Raw genomic sequence first — 21,135 nt, 5'->3', positions numbered from 1 at the left:
TTTTGTATTTGTCTAATTTGACAACACAATTCAGTTGCTAAATCCATTGTTATGTCCATTTAATAGGTAATTACCATGAATATAGTTTTAGTTGTTGAGGATGGCTTGACTGATATGGAAATTCTTAGACTTTATTTGCAACAGGCAGGCTATTCCGTAATGAGTGCTACAAATAGTGAAGAAGCTCAAGACAAAATAGATAAAACCAAGCCAGATTTGATATTTCTTGATGTAATTCTACCGGGTAAAAGCGGCTTTGAAGTTTGTCGAGAACTGAAAAGTAATCCTAGCACTAGCAAAATTCCAGTTGTTTTTTGCTCAACAAAAAATAGTGATGTTGATAAATGTTGGGGTAATATGTTGGGTGCTGATGCTTATCTATCAAAACCGATTAATAAAGAAGAACTAGTAGTAGTGCTGAATAATTTAAAGAAATAAATCTCAAGGAAAATTATTTTAGAAGCAATGCAAAAGTTTTTAAGTTTTAATTTGGGAACAAGGGATATAGCCGTTATTTCGTTGCAGGAAATTACAGAAGTTGTACAAGTGCCATTAACAGAAATATGTTGCGTTCCTCAAATGCCAAGTTGTGTATTAGGTATTTACAATTGGCGTGGTGAGATGCTTTGGTTAGTTAATTTAGAGGAAATGTTAGGTTATAAGACACTTTTGCAACAGAGAAATTTACTCTCAAAAATGATGACGATTGTGTTGGAAAATAAGGGTAAATATTTGGGTTTATTGGTGCGGCAACTGATGGATATTGAATGGCTGGATACACAGCAAATGAAACCACCATTTGCAGAATTATTTTCTCCAGAAATATCACCTTTATTACAGGGATACTTTATTGATAATTCCGAAAAAATGATGTTAAATTTGGATGCTCCAGCAATTATTGACTCTCCCATGTGGAAAATTCATAATTGAAAAATTATTGATCGATTAATAATAGGTCATATTTTTTTCATTTCAAAAAATTCAACCAAAGATTATTACTAATAACCAAAACTTAGGTGCATAACATGACAGATTTATATCAAAATGGTCTGGAAAAAGGACATTTATTGATAGAAGAACCAAATTTAGAAACCCAGAATGTGATTGATAATAATATTAAAATATCGGAATTAAATTCTATTTCTCAGCAATTTAAGATTTGGCGGCAACAGTTCAAAGACATCTCAAATCAGATGCGCCAAACCCCGAATATGGAGACGCTACTCAAAGTCACTGTAGCACAAATTAGAGAAAAGATTGACTGCGATCGCGCTTTGATTTATCACTTTACTTCTACCGAGTCTGGTACTGTTTTAGCAGAATCAAGAACAGTAGCTTGGACACCTACTTTAGGCGAAAACCTTCCGGGAATTATTTTTGGCTTATATACTAGTCAAGACTATTTAGAACCTGTAGCTATTGACGATATCAATCAAATACAACTTACCCCATATCACAAACAACTGCTAGAGAAATTTCAAATCAAAGCCAGTTTAAGTTTACCAATTGTAGTAGAAGGTAAAGTATGGGGCTTACTGGCAATAAACAATTGTTTTTCAGCGCGGCAGTGGGAGGAAGTGGAAATTACCCTACTGTCTCAAATTAGTACAGAACTAACCTACAGATTGCAGAGTTTTGGATTTCAAAAAGAACTACAACAGCAGACACAGGCAAAGAAATCAGTAGCCAAAGTTATCGATAAGATTCTCCAGGTATCAACTATCGATAAGATTTTTCAAACAACCACTCAAGAAGTACGCCAATTACTGCGATGCGATCGCGTAGGTGTTTATCGCTTCAAACCTGACTGGAGTGGCGAGTTTATGGCAGAATCAGTGGGTAATGGTTGGGTAAAAATGGTCGGACCTGATTTGAAAATGGTCTGGGAAGATACTTACTTACAAGAAACCCAAGGAGGACGTTACGCCAAAGGTAAAACTTTTGTGGTTAACGACATTTATCAAATGGGTCATGCTCAATGTCACATTGACATTTTAGAGCAGTTTGAAATGAAAGCTTACATCATTGCGCCCATATTCACTGGAGAGAAATTGTGGGGCTTGCTGGCAGCTTATCAAAATTCTGGAACTCGTGATTGGCAACCTTGGGAAGAAAACTTTTTAGCTCAGATTGGCTTACAATTTGGTGTAGCTATCTCACAAGGGGAATATCTCGAACAAGTCCAGATGAAATCTGAACAACTAACTCAGATAGTTGAACAAGAGAAGACTCTAACAAAGTTAGTCAACCGCATCCGTCAATCTTTAGATGTAGAAAGCGTCTTCAAAACAACCACTCAAGAAGTGCGTCAATCACTGCGATGCGATCGCGTCTCAGTCTATCGCTTTACCCCTGACTGGGGTGGGGAATTTGTGGCTGAGTCAGTAGGTCATGGTTGGACAAAACTGGTAGGTTCTGATATTAAAACCGTTTTAGATGATACCTACTTGCAAGAAACTAAGGGAGGTAGGTATGTCAGAGGTGAAAACTTTGTTGTTAATGACATCTATCAAGTAGGGCTTGCTCCCTGCCACCTTGAGATTTTAGAGCAGTTTGAAGCCAAAGCTTACATAATTGTTCCTATATTCTTCGGGGATAAATTGTGGGGCTTACTGGCAGCTTATCAAAATTCCAGTAGCCGTGAGTGGCAAAGCTGGGAAGTTAACTTTTTGGTTCAGACTAGCTTGCAATTTAGCCTAGCTAAATCACAGATAGACTATCTAGAATTAGTGCGGGTAAAATCTGAGAAACTAGCTCACATAGCGGAACAAGAGAAAGCAATCACCAAGATAGTCAACCGCATCCGACAATCTTTAGATGTGGAAGAAATCTTCAAAACAACTACTCAAGAAGTACGGCAATTACTACGAAGCGATCGCGTAGCCGTCTTTCGCTTTAACCCCGACTGGGGTGGCGAATTTGTCGCTGAATCAGTAAGTCATACTTGGGTAAAATTGGTCGGTCCCGATATCAAAACTGTCTGGGAAGATAGCCACTTACAACAAACCCAAGGAGGTCGATATGCCAAAGGTGAAAACTTTGTTGTAAATGACATCTATCAGGTAGACCATTCTCCTTGCCACATTGAGATTTTAGAGCAATTTGAAATCAAAGCTTACATAATTGTTCCTATATTCTTTGGAGAACAATTGTGGGGCTTGCTGGCAGCTTATCAAAATTCTGGAACTCGTGATTGGGAAGAATCGGAAGTCACTTTATTAGCACGTATTGGCAACCAGTTAGGACTGGCATTACAACAGACCGAATATTTACAAAAATTACAAGCGCAGTCAGCAAAATTAGCAGAAGCAGCAGCACGAGAAAAGGCAGCTAAGGAGTTACTACAACAACGATCAATTCAACTTCTAATGGCGCTCAGACCTGCCCTGAATGGCGACTTGACAGTACGTGCGCCAATTACAGAAGACGAACTAGGCACGATCGCCGACGCCTATAATAATACCCTGCAAGCACTGCGGCAAATTGTTACCCAAGTACAAACAGCTGCCCAACAAGTTGCCCAAACCTCTAGCACCAGCGATGCTTCACTGGCAGGATTGACCAATTTAGCGCAACAACAGTCTGAGGAAATTACCGCAGCCTTAAGCGACATTCAACAGATGGTGGACTCTACTCAGGCTGTAGTAACTAATGCTGAGTTGGTGCAAGTAGCAGTCCAACAAACCAACCAAACTGTAGAGTCTGGTGACGCTGCGATGAATTTGACTGTCAAAGCGATCGAAGGAATTCGTGAAACCGTTGCCCAAACCAGCAAAAAAATTAAACGTCTTAGCGAATCCTCACAAAAAATATCCAAAGTAGTGAATTTGATCGGCAATTTTGCCACACAGACGAACGTACTAGCTTTAAATGCTGCCATTGAAGCCACTCGTGCGGGGGAGTATGGCAAAGGCTTTGCAGTTGTAGCTGATGAAGTCCGTTCTTTGTCTCGTCAATCAGCAGCAGCGACAATCGAAATTGAAAAATTAGTTCAGGATATTCAAACAGAAACTGGAGAAGTTGCAGTAGCGATGGAAACAGGCATTCAACAGGTGGTAGAAGGCACAAATCTTGTTAATGATACTCGCCAAAACTTAAATGCGATCGCTTCTGCAACTGCCGAAATTACTCAGCTAATCCAGCGAATTACTGAAGCAACCCAAAAACAGATGTGTCAATCTGTAACAGTAACTGCATCAATGAAAGATGTAGCAGAAATTGCCAATAAAACTTTTGCTGAATCTCAAGAAATTGCTACTGTATTCCAAGATTTATCAGGAATGGCGCAAGACTTGTTAACAACTGCAAGTAAGTTCAAGGTTAATTGAACGAGGGACTAGGGACTAGGGACTAGGGACTAGGAAGAGTTTTCTTTAAAACTTGGTTGGGGTCTGAATCCACGAACAATAATCCTGTGTCCCCAGTCCCTAATTCCTAATCCTGTGTCCCCAGTCCCTTTTTCAAATTAAATTTTTCACTTATGATTACAGAAGCGGAAATTCGCAAACAAGGTTACATTTATTTTTTAGCAGAAGCCCCAGAATTATTGCAAACTATTGAGCAAGAACTGTTTAACTTTTTGGAGGGTTATAGCACTGCTAAAATTCATAATTTGATGCGGGCAACTCATACACTTAAAGGCGGCTCTGCTAACGTTGGGCTAGAGGTGATTCAGACGATAGCCCATTCTTTAGAAGATGTGTTTCAAGCTCTGTATAGCCCAGATGTGGTGATTAATCATGAGTTCCAAACACTCTTACTGCAAGCTTATGAATGTCTTCATCTCGCAGTAACCGCAGAACTTACAAAAGGTACTGTTAATCATGAGGAACTGCTTCAGCGAGCGGCTTCAGTTTTTGCACAGTTGCAAGAAAAACTTGGTGATGCTTTTGGTGCTGAAACTTATATTCCCACTTCCTCGGAATTGGGATTTGATATTGTCCAATCCATCTTTGAAGCGGGAGTAGTGCAACGCTTAGAAAGTATCGCTGAAGCCATTAAAAATCCCCCAGATGATACCGAATTCATTAATTTTTTGCGCTCTGAGGCTGAGGTATTTTTGGGTTTAGCAGAATCTTTAAACTTACCTGGATTGGTAGAACTTGCCCAAACAATCCTGACTGCGCTAGAAGTAAACCCCACCCAAGTGCAGCAGATTGCAGAAATTGCCCTTGCAGATTTGCAGCAGTCACAAGAAGCAGTGCTTGGAGGCGATCGCACTCGTGGTGGAGAACCTTCCCCAGCCTTGCAAAAATTATCATTATTGGCAAACGTAACGGATGAGTTATCTTTGAGTCCCACAGATCAATCATCTGTTACATTCGCGACAAACTCTCCTACGACATCGGTTGCTATCACACCTCTAAGAAGCGAAATTCAAGAATTATACAAATTTTTAACGCAAAAAGACAACAAGAAAAATAAGCCTTTACAACCAGCAGAAGCCAAGTTTTATTTAAAAGTAATCCGCTACATTTTAGGATGGTTTAATCACAAGCTTGAGATACCAGAAAAAGAACTATGTTTAGCTTTACTTATTCCTAAGTCTGAGGTAGAAAATCCAGTCACATATCTAGAAAATTGGCTAAATAATTTTTTTGATTTTCTGCAAGATGAAGAAGATAGCCAGAGCATTTGCATTTATCGCCAAGGTGTAATTTTAACAATCCTCCTTGCTCTTGCTAAATTTCAGTACTGGAATGATGACATTTTACTAATCGAAACCTTGCAAAAGGAAATTAGGAAATTAGCAAAAGAATATAAAAAACACCCTCCTATAACTAGTCCCAAAAGGGATTGTATTGATATTCCCAAGTTACAAAATCTGCTAGAAATTAAAGAGATATATACCCCTTCATTAGCTAAAACAACAGATTTATTAGAGACAATATGGGGAGAAGAAATTACCCCAACTTTTTCTCATGAATTTGTGGCAACGCAACCTGAAGAAGTTAACACTGATGTTTATTCAGAAAATGCTGAATTATTAGCCCTAAGTCAGCAGTCGGATATTCCTAATCCTAGTACGGAAATTTCTCAGGAAATAGAAGAAAAATCTCAGCATTTAGCCAATAACAATTCTCGGCAACGATCATTTGTACGAGTAGATGTAGACGGACTACAACGACTCAACTATCTGGCAGGAGAATTGCTGATTTACCAACAACAACGGACTTTGCAGGATGAACAACTCAAAGAAAAAATTGAGCAATTATGCCAGCAAATCCTTGCACATCAAACAAGTTTAGAGCAATTACGCGATCTGCCACTACAAAAGCAAAAATTCCCGTTACAAAACAGACAAAATTTTGCATCTGTGGACTTTGACTCTCTGGAAATGGATGAATATACAGAATTTCATCTGATGTTGCACTTAGCTTTAGAAGAGACGTTGCAACTACAAGAAAGTACTGAGTCTCTTGACTTACTTCTCAAGCAATCCGTGCAAATTCACGATAAAAAACAGCGCTTGATATTGGGTATTATTGATAACCTGGTGGAAGCGCGAATGTTGCCTTTAGGCAATGTCCTCAATCGCTTTCCCCAGATGGTACAAAACATGGGAAATGTGTATGGCAAAATTGTAGAATTGAAATTCACTGGCACCGAAGTGCTGGTAGATAAAGCGATCGCTGAAAAGCTATACGATCCTTTATTGCACTTGGTACGTAATGCTTTTGATCACGGGATTGAACCTGCGGAAGTTCGACGCGATCGCAAAAAACCCGAACAAGGTGTAATTGAAATTTGTGCTTATCATCAAGGTAGTCAAACTATTATTGAAGTCCGTGATGATGGTGAAGGTTTGAACTTAGAAAAAGTTCATAATAAAGCGATTGAATTAGATATTATATCCGCTGACGATAAAGCTGGAGACTATACTTCTAACTCTACTAAATCAGTTTTATTAGAACTGATATTTGCACCAGGATTTACCACTGCTAGTAAGGTAAATGAAATTTCTGGACGCGGTATGGGATTGGACATTGTACGCTCTCAATTACAAGCGCTCAATGGCGAAATCTCAGTTCAATCATTGCCTAAGCAAGGAACAATTTTTACACTCAAAATTCCTTTTTCTATGACTACTGACCGATTAATGTTAGTTCAAGCGGGTAGTGCTGTTTATGCCTTGCTATTAGACAGTATCGAAAAAATATTCATTCCCTCTGCTGAACAAATAAAGGAATTTGAAGGGAAAAAAGTCTTACACTGGAATACAAGCAAGAATGAACAGATGGTCAGCCTGCGTCAACTTTCAGAGTTAATCTCCTATAATGGTTCGTTGGTCAGCGCTAACACAATACATAATCAATCAACAACCTTGGAGACAAAAGTAAAGACTAATCCTGTACTTTTGTTACGCCGAAATCAAGAACTTTTCGGTTTAGAAGTTGACCAAATAATTGGTGAACAAGAGTTGGTGATCAGACCTTTAGGAAATGCGATCGCTCCCCCTAAATATGTTTATGGTTGCAGTCGCTTGGCGAATGGTAGCCTCATTTTAGTAATTGATGGTGCTTTGCTGCTCAAGTCTGGTGAAATGCAAGCAACGCTTGATGTCATGACCCTGCAAAGAGCGCATTTGTCAAAAAAAGAAGCCTTGCCTCTGTTGGATTTAACTGTTCAATCCACAGCACTACTTAACCCATCTGCTACAAGTCAATCTCAAGGGGTAAGTGGCAACTCACCAAAACTAGTTTTAGTAGTAGATGACGCAATTAGTCTGCGTCAAACCCTCTCTTTAACCTTGCAAAAAGCTGGCTACTGTGTATTACAAGCCGAAAACGGTGTAGAAGCTTTAGAACAGTTGCAGCAGCATCCGGAAATTCAGGTTGTAATTTCCGATCTGGAAATGCCGCGAATGAATGGTTTTGAGTTGTTAAGTAATATCCGTAAAGACCCAAAATTGCTAAAAAAACCTGTACTAGTTCTTACTTCTCGCAGTGCAGAAAAACATCGCCAACTGGCACAAGCATTAGGCGCAAATGCTTATTTAACCAAGCCTTACCTGGAAAAGGACTTTCTCTCTACTATCGAGGCTATTAACAGAGATAGTAATAGTTTGCCTCAATTAGTTATGCATAACGGGACTTAAACAAAACTGGACAAGGTGCGTTTGCCCTGGCACAACAACGCCTGTACACTTCAACCGGCGAGAGTTAAGGGGCTGAGTTAAAATTAGACTGTAGTTTCTAACGTCAATTTTTGTATCGTGGCAGACCGTTCTAGCTCGCCTTCGACTTCTCTCGAATTGCTGCTTCATGAAATTGAAGCAACACCCAGAGAGTACTGGGCTGACTTACTGGATACCTTGCGCCAGTTTCGACAAAAAATTCCATCAACTGCCCCATCTGTTATCAATGCCGAGGAAGCACGGAAAAATCAAGCGGCGATCGACCTGTTAGACTCTTGGCTTGATGACAACGAAGATGCCTCTGAGCATCAGCAAGCTTGGGAATTTCTGAGAACTGCTCTTGACGAAGATCGGTTGTCCAACCGACCCTTATTCCCATGAGTCGTTTGATTTTATTAGATTCTGGTCCACTGGGGATGGTAACAAATCCCAAAGCCCAAGGTATTCCTCTTGATTGTCAACTGTGGCTAAAACTACTCCTGCGACAAGGGGAAAGGGTTGCCATCCCCGAAATTGCAGATTATGAAGTGCGCCGTGAACTCCTTCGCGCAGGTCTGTTACGGAGCTTGCGTCGGCTTGACAATTTAAAACAAACTCTCGAATATGTTTCGATTCAGACAGATACAATGTTGCTAGCTGCAACCCTTTGGGCGGAAGCAAGACAATCTGGACAACCTACTGCGGATGACAAAGCATTGGATGGGGACGTTATTTTGTCTGCTCAAGCTCGTCTTCTTCTCTGTGATGGAACAACAGAGGTAATTGTTGCAACAACTAACGTAGCGCATCTGTCCCAGTTTATCACAGCGTTAGATTGGCAATCTATTCAGTAGCTTATTGATGTATTGGTCAGATCAATTGTAAACTCTACGATAGTAGTGCAGTTCGTTTGAATTTAAAATTTTTATCGCTTTGGTGCAGCATCACCAAACTTAATTAAAAGCGCGATCGCAACACTAACAACTAAAATTATTGCCATACTCAAAGCTGAACCAAAGCCCCAATTTTGGGTAGATCCGAGAAATTGGTTATAAATCAATCTTGCGGCTGTCATACTCGAAGCACCACCGAGTAATTCTGGATCGACAAAATCTCCCAATCCGGTTATAAATACTAACATTGAACCAGCAGCAATTCCTGGCAACGTTTGCGGTACAGTCACTTGCCAAAAAGCTTGCACAGGATTTGCGCCTAAATCTGCTGCGGCTTCTAACAAGCGTTTGTCTAGTTTTTCTAAAGAGGCATATAAAATTAAAACCATATATGGCAGCAATCCATAACTCATACCAATTAATACTGCCGAATCTTGGTTTAATAAATCTAAAGTAGGCAAACCCAAATTGCTGAGGATACTGTTAAGTAAACCAGTAGGACGGAGAATTGTAATCCAAGCGTAAGAACGAAGTAAAGAAGAAGTCCACAAAGGTAAGACAAAGCCTAATAAAAGTAAATTTCGCCAGCGTTTCGGTGCTATTTGAGCAATCCAATAGGCTACGGGTAAACCGAAAATTAAACAAATTATTGTTGTGGCGATCGCCAAAAAAAGCGATCGTTTAATTACTTGTAGATAAAGTGGGTCAAATATCCGAATATAATTAGCGAATCCACTCGGATTTACTAAATCTCCCGGTCTAATATTCGGTACTAAACTTAATTCAAAAATTATCAGTGTGGGTAAAACTAGCAAAATTAACAACCAAATGCCAGATGGTGCAAGTAATACCAAGGGTTGCAACCAGTTAAAATTTGAGCGATGCGCTTTTGGCAATTGAGCGATATCGCTTGACGAATTTAGTTGAGAACGACGAGTTTGGGTAGGCACAAAATTGAGTTTGTTAGTTGTTAGCTGGTAGTTGTTAGTTGCTAGTTGCTAGTTGTTAGGTGGTAGTTGTTGCATTAAATCCTAACTATTTTAGCCGCTGGTTAATTGTGTCCAGTAGCGTTCGTAAACTTCTTCAAATTTTCCCAAAGGAATCCCGCGTTCGCACTTCTCTAAAACAGACTTTGGAGGAAATAAAGTTGTATTGTTCTGTAAACTTTTTGATAATTGCTCAAATCCGGCGCGATTGGGGGTGGCAACGCTTAAACGTTCACTGATTTGTGCGGCTACTTTTGGTTGTAAGAGAAAGTTAATCCATGCATAAGCTCCATCTATATTTGGGGCTGTTTTGGGAATTACAATTGTATCAGTCCATAACGAAGAGCCACTGCGGGGAGCTACATATTTAAGTTTAGGGTTTTCTTTAGTCATTTTTACCGCATCTGCTGAGTAACACATTGCCAATATTAAATCCCCTGCCAAAATTTGATTGCGCCATGCATCAGTATCAAAAGCAGCGATCGCTGGTTTCAGAGATTTCAATTTTTCATAAGCTTGTTTGATTTCACTTTCGTTTTTTGAGTTGAAGGAATAACCTAGCATTTTCAAAGCTGCGCCCATTACTTCTCTCACATCATTTAGTAATGTCATTCGCTTTGATAATTGCTTTTGATTCTGCCAAAGATAGTCCCAATCTTCTGGTGCAGGGTTGAGTATTTCTGAATTATAAAGTAAGCCAGTTGTGCCCCAATTGAAGGGGATACTATAGCGGTTGTTGGGATCGTAACTGGGATTTTGAAATTGGGGAAACAAATTATCGAAACCAATCAAGCGATCGCGTTTTATTTCTGCTAACAAGCCCAAGTCAATCATCTTCTGCACCATGTAGTCTGATGGGTAAATCGCGCTGTAAGTCCCACCACCACTAGCTTGCAACTTAGCGAGCATCACATCATTGGAATCATACACATCTGCAAGCACTTTCACGCCGAGTTGATTAGTAAAACTTTGCAGCAATTCTGGATCGGTATATTGTGTCCAGGTATAGATATATAATTGGTCACGGGAACCTTTACTGGTAGAATTAGCTCGCACTTGGGCAAGTCTCCAGCCACAACCAGTCAAAGATAAACTAGAAAGTGCTGCAACTCCTTTTAAAAAGTCTCTTCTTTTAGTCATTTGTTAATAATTAATGGTCAATGGTCAATACTATGGACTAATAGCTAAACAGTCAGTTTCTGACCACCAGACGTAAATAGGTTTGTCACGGTCTGGTAAGCTGCCAAAGGTATTAGGCTGCAAAACAGTGATAGTGATGCCATTGGTTAATTCCACAACGTAATTAACGCTCTTTCCCAAATACATGACGTTAACAAGTCGTCCTTCAAAGCAATTAGTCGGCAAATTTGGTGGATAAAGTGAGAGTTGAATTTTTTCTGGACGCACACTCACTATCACTGCTTGAGATAATTCAGTTGGTGTATCTTCAAAGCGGTTGACAACAATTGAAAGTCCTGATTTTGTGATAATTCGCACGCTTTCTGGGTCTACTGCTGCGATTTCACCGCTGAATAAATTGGTATCACCAATAAAATCAGCAACAAACGGTGTTCGAGGATGTTCGTAAATTTGACTGGGAGTGCCAATTTGTTCAATTTTGCCTTGATTCATGACTGCAATGCGATCGCTCAAAGATAGCGCTTCTTCTTGGTCATGTGTCACCATGATGAAGGTCAACCCCAAATTTTTGTGTAAATTCGATAGTTCAACCTGCATTTCTTTACGCAGTTTTAAATCTAAGGCTCCCAAAGGTTCATCTAGCAACAGCACTGCGGGACGGTTGACTAATGCCCGCGCTAATGCTACCCTTTGTTGTTGACCACCTGATAATTGATTGGGAAAGCGCGATCGCAAACTTTCCATTTTCACTAGCTTTAAAGCATCTTTAACTCGACTTTCAATTTCTGAAAAGCGCAATTTCCGTAAACGCAGACCGAAAGCGATGTTATCCCACACATTTAAGTGGTTGAATAGAGCGTAACTTTGAAATACAGTATTTACAGGTCGCCGGTAAGCAGGGACATTAGTCATATACTGACCCTGAATTAATAGCTTGCCAGCATCTATCCTTTCAAACCCAGCAATTAAACGGAGTGTAGTTGTTTTGCCGCAACCGGATGGACCGAGAATACTAAAAAATTCTCCCCGTTTCACATCCAAATTGATACCGTGTACAGCTGCTTCAAAGTTAAAAAACTTAAAAACATCATGTAGTTCCACATCAAGCGACTCAAAAGCCGCCATTCCCCCCTGATTCTGCGTTAAAGTTTGAGCCATAATTCTCAGTAAAATACGTGATAATACTAACTTTTGTAAATTTATTGATGTAGTCTATTAAGCAAACTACATATAACACTTTGGTTTATTGTATCCGGCAATAACAAACTATTAGGCAATTTGAGGAGGGGGAAAGGGGAAAGGGGAAAGGGGAAAGGGAAAGGGGGAAAAAATATTCCCGGATTTAAATAATTCTTTATTTCCATACCTTTACCCTTTAACCTTTAACCTTTTCCCCTCTTAAAATCCCCCCAGTCCCCAAAAAAAAGCACTAAAGTCCTGCTTGGTATTTAGCGCAATTGTATACAGTTAATGCTAATCTGGAAATCCCTATTTGTCTTATGTCTATCTTACAATCCTTTAAACTTGGCAGTAAAAAAGATACACGTACAGTCGGACGAAGTTCTCAGTCGATATTTTTCATCATATTTACCCTCCTTATGTTGACGGGTGTTGCTGCTCGTTTGGGATATTTAGAAGTTATTCAAGGACCACAACTCCGTAAACGAGCAGAGGCAAACCGAATTAGAATTATTTCCAAACAGCCGGAAAGAGGTAACATTTTTGACCGGAATGGCAAACTTTTAGCTAGTACTCGTAATCCTCACTCTGTCTACTTGTGGCCTATGGCTCACACGAAACCAGAGTGGTCAATTGTTGCCCCGCGTCTATCTAAAATTCTGGAAATTTCTCAAAATGAGATTGAAGAGAAACTTATACAGGCAGGTCCTAACTCTTCTTCACTTGTACGGATTGCTCGCAATTTGAACGAAGCACAAATTACCGCACTAAAAGAGTATGAAACCGAACTCAAAAATGTGGAAATTCATAGAGAAGCAGTCCGTTATTATCCCCAAAGTGAAGCCTTAGCTCATATGCTAGGTTATACGCGAGAACTGACCGCCGACCAGTTGAAAAAAAGAGTCAAAGATGGCTACAGACTGGGAGATGTCATTGGTCAGATGGGGGTAGAAAAGGCGTATGAAAAAACACTGCGGGGTGAATGGGGTGGTCAGCAGGTAGAAGTAGATGGCAGAGGTCGTCCGTTGCGAGTATTGGGAGAGAAAGAGGCAAAAGCTGGCAACGATTTGCACTTGACTATAGATATAAAGGTGCAACAGGCAGCGGCAAAAGCTTTAGGCACTACCAAAGGTGGGATTGTGGCAATCGATCCGAGGAATGGTGCTGTTTTGGCAATGGTGTCTTATCCTAGCTTTGACCCAAATATCTTTTCTAAGCAAAAACTCTCTCAAAAAGACTGGGAAACCTTACAAGGTAAAAACCATCCGTTGGTGAATCGCACCCTCAGCGCTTTTCCACCTGCCAGTACATTTAAAATTATCACTACCTCGGCGGGGTTAGAATCGGGTAAATTTACTCCCGACACAGTTTTGCAAACCTTCGGCTCACTAACCGTCGGTGGGGTGACTTTTGGTGAATGGAATCACGCTGGATTTGGTCCATTGGGATTTCCGAGAGCGATGGCTATGAGTAGTGATACCTTTTTCTATCAAGTTGGTAGGAGAACTGGTGGTCCAACTTTGATTGAATGGAGTCGCAAATATGGCTTTGGTGAAAGAACCGGCATTGAGTTTGCTTCGGAAGAATCAAAAGGCTTGGTTCCAGACGAGACATGGAAACAGAAAGTTTGGAAGATGCCCTGGACTGTCGGCGACAGCATAAATATGTCCATTGGTCAAGGTGCTTTGCAAGTCACACCACTGCAAGCTGCGATCATGTTTGCTGTTCCTGCTAATGGTGGTTATCGAGTTAAGCCGCATTTGCTTAAAGACAATGAAGAAGCAAAAAACTGGCGCACATCCTTAAATATGAAACCGACAACCATCAAAGTTCTCCGTGATGGTCTACGGAAGGTAATAACTGAGGGGACGGGTAAGGTTTTGAACGTACCGACAATTCCCCCATCATCTGGAAAAAGTGGCACTGCTGAAGCCGGTACTGGTCGTCCCAATCACACTTGGTTTGGTGCCTATTCTCCCAGCGATAAGCCGGAAATTGCGGTTGTAGCCTTTGGTGAAAACTCCGGGGGACATGGGGGTACTGATTGTGGTCCAATGGTCTTAAAAGTGCTAGAAGCCTATTTTCAATCAAAGTATCCAGGCAAGTATCAAAAAACTCAAGTTGAAGGTGCAAAACCGTAGGCTACAGATTTATCGCATTAATGTAGTGAGCACTCTTCGTGCTCACTACTAAAAAATTCTGATAGTTACCCTGTTGTTTTTCCAATACATCCTGTATGCGAGTTAAGATGACTTAGTAACAATTTTATTGAATTATAGACAAAGAGGATTTATCTAAAAATTACTATTTTTGTTATGACTTCATTACGATTAGCGATCGCCAATAAAAAAGATACACTTACAGTCGGACGGGGTTTTCAGTCAATATTCTTCATCCTATTTACCCTCCTAATGACGGGTGGAATGGGTGCTAGATTGACATATTTGCAAATTCTTGAAGGAACGCAGCACCGCAAGAAAGCTGAGTCCAACCGGATTCGGGTAATTCCCAAACAACCGGAACGAGGCAACATTTTTGACCGCAATGGCAAACTTTTAGCTAGTACTCGCTATCCTCGGTCTGTGTATTTATGGCCTATGGCTCACACTAAACAAGAATGGCACAAAGTTGCACCGCGTTTATCGCAAATTCTCGATATCCCGCAAGAGGAAATTGAAAATAAACTACAAGAGGCTGGTTTTAGGTCTTCTTCGCTGGTGCGGATTGCTCGTGATTTAAATGAAGCGCAAGTTACTGCATTGAAGGAGTACGAAAATGAACTCCACAATGTAGAAATACATACCGAAGCAGTTCGCTACTACCCGCACGGCAAAGCGTTGGCTCATGTACTCGGTTATACACGGGAACTGACCGCCAAACAGTTGCAAGAAAAGAAAAAAGAGGGCTACCGATTAGGAGATGCGATCGGTCAGATGGGGGTAGAAAAAGCTTATGAGAAAACGCTACGGGGCGAATGGGGCGGTCAGCAGGTGGAAGTGGATGGTAGAGGTCGTCCGCTGCGGGTTTTGGGCGATAAAGAGGCAAAAGCTGGTAACGATTTGCACTTGACTATAGATGTGAATCTGCAAAAAACAGCAGAAAAAGCTTTAGGAGGTCGCAACGGTACAATTATCGCACTTGACCCAAACAACGGTGCGGTTTTAGCTATGGTGTCTCATCCTACCTTTGATCCAAATATCTTTTCTAAGCAAAAAGTTACTAAAAAAGATTGGGAGACGGTACAAGGTGAAGATTATCCTTTGCTCAATCGCGCTCTGAGAGCTTATCCCCCTGCTAGTACTTTTAAAATTGTGACTACGGCAGCTGGGTTAGAATCGGGTAAATTTTCTCCTAATACAATATTGCAAACTTACGGTTCCCTGACCTTTGGCAGGACTAGATTTGGTGAATGGAACCATGCCGGCTTTGGTCCGTTGGGATTTACGGGAGCGATCGCTAACAGTAGCGATACCTTTTTCTACCAAATTGGTCAGAAAGTCGGTGGTCCAACTTTAATTGAATGGACTCGTAAGTTTGGATTTGGCGAAAAAACTGGGTTTGAGTTCGTTTCTGAAGAATCGAAAGGCTTTGTTCCAGACGAGTCATGGAAGCAGAAAACTTGGAAAATGCCTTGGACTGTCGGCGACAGCATTAATATGTCAATTGGTCAAGGTGCCCTATTAAGTACACCGTTACAAGTCGCCGGCATGTTTGCCATACCTGCCAATGGTGGTTATAGAGTTCAGCCGCATTTGCTTAAAGACAATCAAGAAGCAAAAAGCTGGCGCGAACCTGTAAATATGAAACCATCAACCGTGAAAATTCTTCGTTCTGGATTGCGTGAGGTAATTACACAAGGTACGGGTAAGGCTTTAAATGTGGCTACACTTCCCCCAATAGCTGGTAAAACTGGCACTGCCGAAGCATGGACGCGTCAAGGTGTCAAAGCAAATCATGCTTGGTTTGGTGGTTATGCGCCCAGCGATAAACCGCAAATTATAATTGTAGCGTTTGCCGAACATTCCGGCGGTGGCGGTGGTAGCATTGCTGCACCGATGGCGTTAAAAGTTATGGAAGAGTATTTTCAAAAGAAGTAATTCAGTACCGGAAATCAAAAGTCAAAAGTCAAAAGTCAAAAAGCTTAGGACTTACGCACTCGTTACCAGAAAACAAGATTTTGAGATTGCAACCGAAGCGTCGATAGGGACGGAAATATGTAGTCCGTGCGTAAGTCCTGAAGCTTATAGCGCTCTTTTATTACTCTCGCCAGATTAAATTTGAAACCCTATTTTCAGATTAGTCCGCCTAATCGCGGACTTTGTTTGTATAGCCGCGATTTTAATCGTCGGGACTTCATGAAATTATTCTCTGCCCAGAGTCATAGAAGAGCGATAGGGTAGACTATTTGCCGATTTGGAATGGGTGGTTTATTTACGCCGACGTGTACTAGACAATTGAGGGGAGGGGGAGAGTGGGGAAAAGAATTGCTCTTTTTGTCCCCCTTGTCCCCCTTGTCCCCCTTGTCCCCCTTGTCCCCTACTGAGCTATCTTCGCGGGTTTGATATTTTTGGCTTTGTAGAAGGTTTCTAAGCTATCGCGATCGCCTACAAAACGCCAGTGCCACGGCTCATAACTCACACCTTGCGGATTTTCCTTGGGAAAGGACATCTCAAAGCTGTAACGCGCTGCATTCGCTTCTAACCACTGATAAGCTTTTGTCTTGTCGAAAGTTGTTTGCAGATTAGTTGCTGGTGTTGCCCCATCGCCAATATCCACAGCGTAACCTGTATGATGTTCGCTATGACCTGGAGGAGCGCTGAGAGCCGCTCGTTGCGCTGGGGTTTGATTGCGCTGGGCACCAACGTCAAAAAATAACTGTTCTTGGTCTTTCACTGAGCGAAAGCCGGAAATTGGCACCAATATTACACCTGCACTCCGCGCTGCTTGCACCATCGCTTGATACTTTTGGGCAGCAGATGAATGCATTTTGATGCGTCCATCTTTAGAAATCGGTGCTAGTTCTGCTTCCGGTGCTTCTGCGTATGCCAGATGCCCCAAAACAGTATCAGCATTATCTTGGGGATTGACAGAAGTGCCGGGTTGTGCAGTTGCGGGGATTGAGCTAGTTGGGGAAGGTTGATTAGCAGTTTTTTTCGGTGCAGTGAGGAAAAACAAAAAACCACTAATAACGGCTAGCATAATAAATCCTACCACGCCGCCAATTACCAAAACCATAGGTTGCAATTGGCGCACCTGGTTAGGTGTTGCTTCGGGAGTATCGCGTAAAGCTGGCGGAATCTCCTCACCAGACTCAACAGATGAGTTTTGCGGTTTTTCAGAAAACCCAGGATTATTCAAGGGTCAACTCCTGATGATTGTTGAATCGCCATAACAGATTGTAGACTGGATACAAATAAACGCAATCCGTAACATATATACATTTTGATTTCTAGGCGTAATTTTGACAAATATCCTAGAACTATACGTCAAGCTGGTGGGATTAGTCCTGGTAGGATTTATCTTGGGACGCAAGCTACCAAGCTCAGTTCCCACTCGTTTGGCTCAGTTTCTTTTCTGGGTGGGTGTACCGATAGGAATTGTAGCTTTTTTAAGAAAAGCTGATTTATCGGGACAGATTTGGATTGCACCAGCGATCGCCTACCTAGCTATTTTACTTGGAGCATTTTTAGCTTGGTTAGGCATCAAAGGTCAAGCCTATTTTACAAATACTATCCTCACTCAACCAACTCAGGGTAGTTTTATTCTGGCATCAATGGTGGGTAACACAGGTTATCTTGGTTATCCCATCACTTTAGCAATGGTAGGACAAAAATACTTTGCCTGGGCGCTATTCTACGATATGCTGGGGTCACTTTTCGGGGCTTATGCAATTGGTGTAGCGATCGCAGTTCGTTTTGGTGGTGGAGTTAAAAATTATTGGCAAATTACTAAAGCAATTGTCATCAATCCAGCGCTGTGGAGTTTTGGATTTGGTTTGCTGTTTCGACAAGTGACAATTCCCCCAGCAGTTGAATTTTTCTTGGATAAATTTGCTTGGAGTACAGTTGCTTTATCTTTGATGTTAATTGGGATGCGATTGAGCAATCTTAAATCTTGGCGGAGTTTACCACAAGCGGGGATGAGTATAGGAATCAAAATGCTGTTAGTTCCGCTGATTTTGGGCAGTATGTTACCGCTTTTTGGGATAACTGGGGCAACAGCACAAGTGATGGTCTTACAAATGGGGATGCCACCAGCTTTCGCTACACTGGTAATCGCAGAAAGCTTCAATCTCGATCGCGATTTGGCAGTTACGGCATTGGCAGCAGGGTCTATGGTATTGTTAATTACTCTGCCGATTTGGTTGTGGCTGTTTTGATAGCATTTTTAAACGCAGAGGAGCGCGGAGTAAACGCAGAGGGACGCAAAGTTTAATTCATAACGAAAATTTCAAACAAGACTCTGCGAACCTTTGCGCTAACCTTAGCGTTCCTTTGCGTTTAAAAAGGAGTTTATTCATAACTACTGACCTATTTCTTAAACGCACTCCAATCACCGGAAGGGACAAAACTTGCCCAATAATAAGGATGCTCGTATTCGGGTGTTTTCAACAAATCCATCTGCGCTTCTCGTAAAGCTTCATGTCTCCCCTTACCGGCTTTCAAATTTTGGTAATACTTCACCATCAAATCTTTTGTCCCAGCATCATCCACAATCCACAAACTCAAGAGTTGACTTTGAGAACCGGCAATTACCAAAGCACGACGCAAACCATAAAGTCCATCTCCGACTTTGATATCACCTAATCCAGTTTCACAAGCGGAAAGTACTACTAACTGCGTTCCCCGTAAATTTAAGCCGGCAACTTCCAAAGCTGTGAGAACACCATCGTTAGTATTTGATAAAGTTTTGGTGCGATTGTTAATACCAGCTAAAGCTAAACCGGAACGCAACAAGGGATTTTCGAGACGTAGTGACGCCATTAATCGCGTCTCCATATTATCTTGTTGGTCGGGAACAAAGAAACCATGAGTTGCTAAATGTAATATACTCGGAGCTTGAAGTTGTTTAATAACAGCTTCCGTTGCTTGCTTACCAGAAATGATTTTTGTATCTGCAAAAATCCCTTTAATTTTATTTGCTTCTTCTAAAGTGTTACCAAGTGAGCCAAATTGCAAAGAAGCTAAATCAGCAGAACGGCGATTTTCTGAACCACGCATAGCAGATGCTGTGGCGATTTCTTGTTGATCGTAATCAATATTTGCAAAGACTACTGGATTAGAACGGCTTTGAGATGGTAATTGAAAGCGTAATAAATCGCGTCCGCTGGTAAGATAAGAGAAAGCGTAACGTTGAATTAAATATTTATTTTGCTCGTCTTTGAGCGCTTCAAAAGGAATTAGTGTTAATTGTCCATCTGGTGATAATAATAAGTGACGTGCATCACCTAACAGTGGACGAATGGGAGCCATAACTTGCTCATCTAATGTGCGATCAACTTGCTTAACTCGTTGTGTTCTATTTTTTAAGGCTTGTCGCAAACTCGCAACAGAGTTATCAATAGTTGCAGCATCACCCAAATCAACCCACTTTGGTTCACCTGATGAACGCAGCACCGCAGCAGCATAACGCGGTTTACCCCATTTTTCAGCTTGTTTAGCTTTAGCATTAAATGGCTCATACCGCACGATTTCTACTAAAGCTGCATCTTTAGGTATCGTAGTTTGGATGGTTGTTAACTCTACTGGTTGGGTAGCGGTGCGGAATTCTGCGCTTTTGCTGCTTATAGCTTCTTCTAAGCGTTCTTTTTCTACTTCAAGTTGCTGAAATTGAGCTTTATATTCAATCGCGCTTTGCTTTCCTTGTCCCCTGTATGCTAACGTCGATAACTGCTGATTAACATTCAACCAATCATCAAATAATTTTTTGGTTTCTGGTTGATTTGCTAGTTGACTTCGTAGCGTTTGTATGTTGTCTGTAACGGCATCTAGTACAAGTCCTTTGCGACGTAGTACTGTAGTGAGTGCTAGCCTTGCGACTGTGGGGTTATTGGCAGCTTGTTGAAGCGAGAGGGAAATGATACCATAAGTTGTCCCTCTAAAGGTTTTAGCGTAGTCTTGCTTTCTCTGCTCTGCTCCTACAGCAAAGATGAGGTCAAGATTATGTTCTTGAACTGCTAGCCCACGACGTAAGAAATCAGTGGCACGAGTGATGTCATTTTGTGCGTGGTACAAGCCTGCCAAATTGTTCAGGCTATTAGCGACGTTGGGATGTTCTTTACCCAGTATTTTCTCTCTAATTGCCAGCGATCGCACAAACAGAGCTTCCACTTTTTGATAGTTTCCCTGTTCTAGGTAAAGTGTTGCCAAATTGCTTAGGCTATTAGCGACGTCGGGATGTTCTTTACCGAGTACTTTCTCTCTAATTGCCAGTGATCGCACAAACAGAGGTTCGGCTTTTTCATAGCTACCCTGTGCGTGGTACAAGCCTGCTAAATTGTTCAGGCTATTAGCGACGTCGGGATGTTCTTTACCGAGTACTTTCTCACTAATTGCCAGCGATCGCACAAACAGAGGTTCCGCTTTTTCATAGTTTCCCTGTGTTTGGTACAGGGTAGCCAAATTGTTCAGGCTAGTAGCGACATTTGGATGTTCTTTACCCAGTGCTTTCTCTCTAATTGCCAGCGATCGCACAAACAGAGGTTCAGCTTTTTGATAGCTTCCCTGATCTTGGTACAGTTGTGCCAAATTGTTCAGGCTAGTAGCGACATTTGGATGTTCTTTACCCAGTGCTTTCTCTCTAATTGCCAGCGATCGCACAA

At 41.4% G+C, this 21,135-nt stretch carries 14 protein-coding genes; 9 read left to right on the top strand and 5 right to left on the bottom strand.

The genetic code is table 11. The features are described 5' to 3' along the window. The first annotated feature begins 75 nt into the window (after positions 1 to 75). The 6 genes from TOL9009_RS0107505 (at position 76) to TOL9009_RS0107480 (ending at position 8,970) form a co-directional block, all read left to right on the top strand. Complete coding sequence (locus TOL9009_RS0107505) at positions 76 to 438, top strand: response regulator transcription factor (protein ID WP_029632255.1); 363 nt, start codon at positions 76 to 78, stop codon at positions 436 to 438. 27 nt (positions 439 to 465) lie between these two features. Further along, positions 466 to 930 (top strand): chemotaxis protein CheW, encoded by a 465-nt coding sequence (locus TOL9009_RS0107500; protein WP_038296232.1) that lies wholly within the window; start codon positions 466 to 468, stop codon positions 928 to 930. Positions 931 to 1,025: 95 nt separating this feature from the next. Then, a complete protein-coding gene (locus TOL9009_RS0107495; protein WP_029632253.1) occupies positions 1,026 to 4,328 on the top strand; it encodes a GAF domain-containing protein in 3,303 nt (1,100 codons plus the stop codon). A 152-nt stretch (positions 4,329 to 4,480) separates the two neighbouring features. Further along, positions 4,481 to 8,098 (top strand): hybrid sensor histidine kinase/response regulator, encoded by a 3,618-nt coding sequence (locus TOL9009_RS0107490; RefSeq protein ID WP_029632252.1) that lies wholly within the window; start codon positions 4,481 to 4,483, stop codon positions 8,096 to 8,098. A gap of 117 nt (positions 8,099 to 8,215) precedes the next feature. Further along, complete coding sequence (locus tag TOL9009_RS0107485) at positions 8,216 to 8,518, top strand: hypothetical protein (protein WP_199341282.1); 303 nt, start codon at positions 8,216 to 8,218, stop codon at positions 8,516 to 8,518. After that, positions 8,515 to 8,970 (top strand): PIN domain-containing protein, encoded by a 456-nt coding sequence (locus TOL9009_RS0107480; protein ID WP_029632249.1) that lies wholly within the window; start codon positions 8,515 to 8,517, stop codon positions 8,968 to 8,970. Before TOL9009_RS0107485 ends, TOL9009_RS0107480 begins: the two co-directional genes overlap by 4 nt. A 71-nt stretch (positions 8,971 to 9,041) precedes the next feature. On the opposite strand, the gene TOL9009_RS0107475 is transcribed toward TOL9009_RS0107480, so the two are convergent. The 3 genes from TOL9009_RS0107475 to TOL9009_RS0107465 form a co-directional block, all read right to left on the bottom strand. Further along, a complete protein-coding gene (locus TOL9009_RS0107475) occupies positions 9,042 to 9,905 on the bottom strand; it encodes an ABC transporter permease (RefSeq protein WP_186227684.1) in 864 nt (287 codons plus the stop codon). Positions 9,906 to 10,049: 144 nt separating this feature from the next. Next, positions 10,050 to 11,135 carry an ABC transporter substrate-binding protein gene (locus TOL9009_RS0107470; protein ID WP_029632247.1) on the bottom strand — a complete coding sequence of 362 codons (1,086 nt, stop codon included), beginning with the start codon at positions 11,133 to 11,135 and terminating at the stop codon, positions 10,050 to 10,052. Positions 11,136 to 11,165: 30 nt separating this feature from the next. Then, the gene (locus tag TOL9009_RS0107465) at positions 11,166 to 12,293 is read right to left on the bottom strand and encodes an ABC transporter ATP-binding protein (protein WP_029632246.1); all 1,128 of its coding nucleotides are present in this window, start codon (positions 12,291 to 12,293) and stop codon (positions 11,166 to 11,168) included. Positions 12,294 to 12,634: 341 nt separating this feature from the next. Here TOL9009_RS0107465 and mrdA (TOL9009_RS0107460) point away from each other — a divergent pair, with 341 nt between their 5' ends. Together mrdA (TOL9009_RS0107460) and mrdA (TOL9009_RS38490) are read left to right on the top strand one after the other, a co-directional pair. Then, positions 12,635 to 14,455, top strand: coding sequence for a penicillin-binding protein 2 (gene mrdA / locus TOL9009_RS0107460; protein WP_029632244.1), 1,821 nt, complete (start codon positions 12,635 to 12,637; stop codon positions 14,453 to 14,455). 174 nt (positions 14,456 to 14,629) lie between these two features. Continuing rightward, positions 14,630 to 16,411 carry a penicillin-binding protein 2 gene (gene mrdA, locus TOL9009_RS38490; RefSeq protein ID WP_038296231.1) on the top strand — a complete coding sequence of 594 codons (1,782 nt, stop codon included), beginning with the start codon at positions 14,630 to 14,632 and terminating at the stop codon, positions 16,409 to 16,411. Between the two features lie 439 nt (positions 16,412 to 16,850). On the opposite strand, the gene TOL9009_RS0107450 is transcribed toward mrdA (TOL9009_RS38490), so the two are convergent. Beyond that, entirely contained in the window at positions 16,851 to 17,672 is an 822-nt protein-coding gene (locus TOL9009_RS0107450) for a M15 family metallopeptidase (protein WP_029632242.1), read from the bottom strand. 103 nt (positions 17,673 to 17,775) lie between these two features. Here TOL9009_RS0107450 and TOL9009_RS0107445 point away from each other — a divergent pair, with 103 nt between their 5' ends. After that, positions 17,776 to 18,693, top strand: a complete 918-nt coding sequence (locus TOL9009_RS0107445; protein ID WP_029632240.1) for an AEC family transporter — start codon at positions 17,776 to 17,778, stop codon at positions 18,691 to 18,693. Positions 18,694 to 18,844: 151 nt separating this feature from the next. On the opposite strand, the gene TOL9009_RS38485 is transcribed toward TOL9009_RS0107445, so the two are convergent. Further along, on the bottom strand, positions 18,845 to 21,135 hold a 2,291-nt coding region (locus tag TOL9009_RS38485), incomplete at its 5' end, for a CHAT domain-containing protein (protein WP_051502834.1).

Origin of the sequence: [Scytonema hofmanni] UTEX 2349 (genome assembly GCF_000582685.1) — a bacterium.
Lineage (GTDB): Bacteria > Cyanobacteriota > Cyanobacteriia > Cyanobacteriales > Nostocaceae > Hassallia > Hassallia hofmanni.
The sequence above is the reverse complement of the archived record's forward strand: the minus strand, read 5'-3'. Positions and strand labels throughout refer to the sequence as shown.

Coding starts and splice junctions, on each gene's coding strand:
- TOL9009_RS0107505 (WP_029632255.1), top strand. CDS start 76: ATGAATATAGTTTTAGTTGTTGAGGATGGCTTGACTGATATGGAAATT.
- TOL9009_RS0107500 (WP_038296232.1), top strand. CDS start 466: ATGCAAAAGTTTTTAAGTTTTAATTTGGGAACAAGGGATATAGCCGTT.
- TOL9009_RS0107495 (WP_029632253.1), top strand. CDS start 1,026: ATGACAGATTTATATCAAAATGGTCTGGAAAAAGGACATTTATTGATA.
- TOL9009_RS0107490 (WP_029632252.1), top strand. CDS start 4,481: ATGATTACAGAAGCGGAAATTCGCAAACAAGGTTACATTTATTTTTTA.
- TOL9009_RS0107480 (WP_029632249.1), top strand. CDS start 8,515: ATGAGTCGTTTGATTTTATTAGATTCTGGTCCACTGGGGATGGTAACA.
- TOL9009_RS0107470 (WP_029632247.1), bottom strand. CDS start 11,135: ATGACTAAAAGAAGAGACTTTTTAAAAGGAGTTGCAGCACTTTCTAGT.
- TOL9009_RS0107465 (WP_029632246.1), bottom strand. CDS start 12,293: ATGGCTCAAACTTTAACGCAGAATCAGGGGGGAATGGCGGCTTTTGAG.
- mrdA (WP_029632244.1), top strand. CDS start 12,635: ATGTCTATCTTACAATCCTTTAAACTTGGCAGTAAAAAAGATACACGT.
- mrdA (WP_038296231.1), top strand. CDS start 14,630: ATGACTTCATTACGATTAGCGATCGCCAATAAAAAAGATACACTTACA.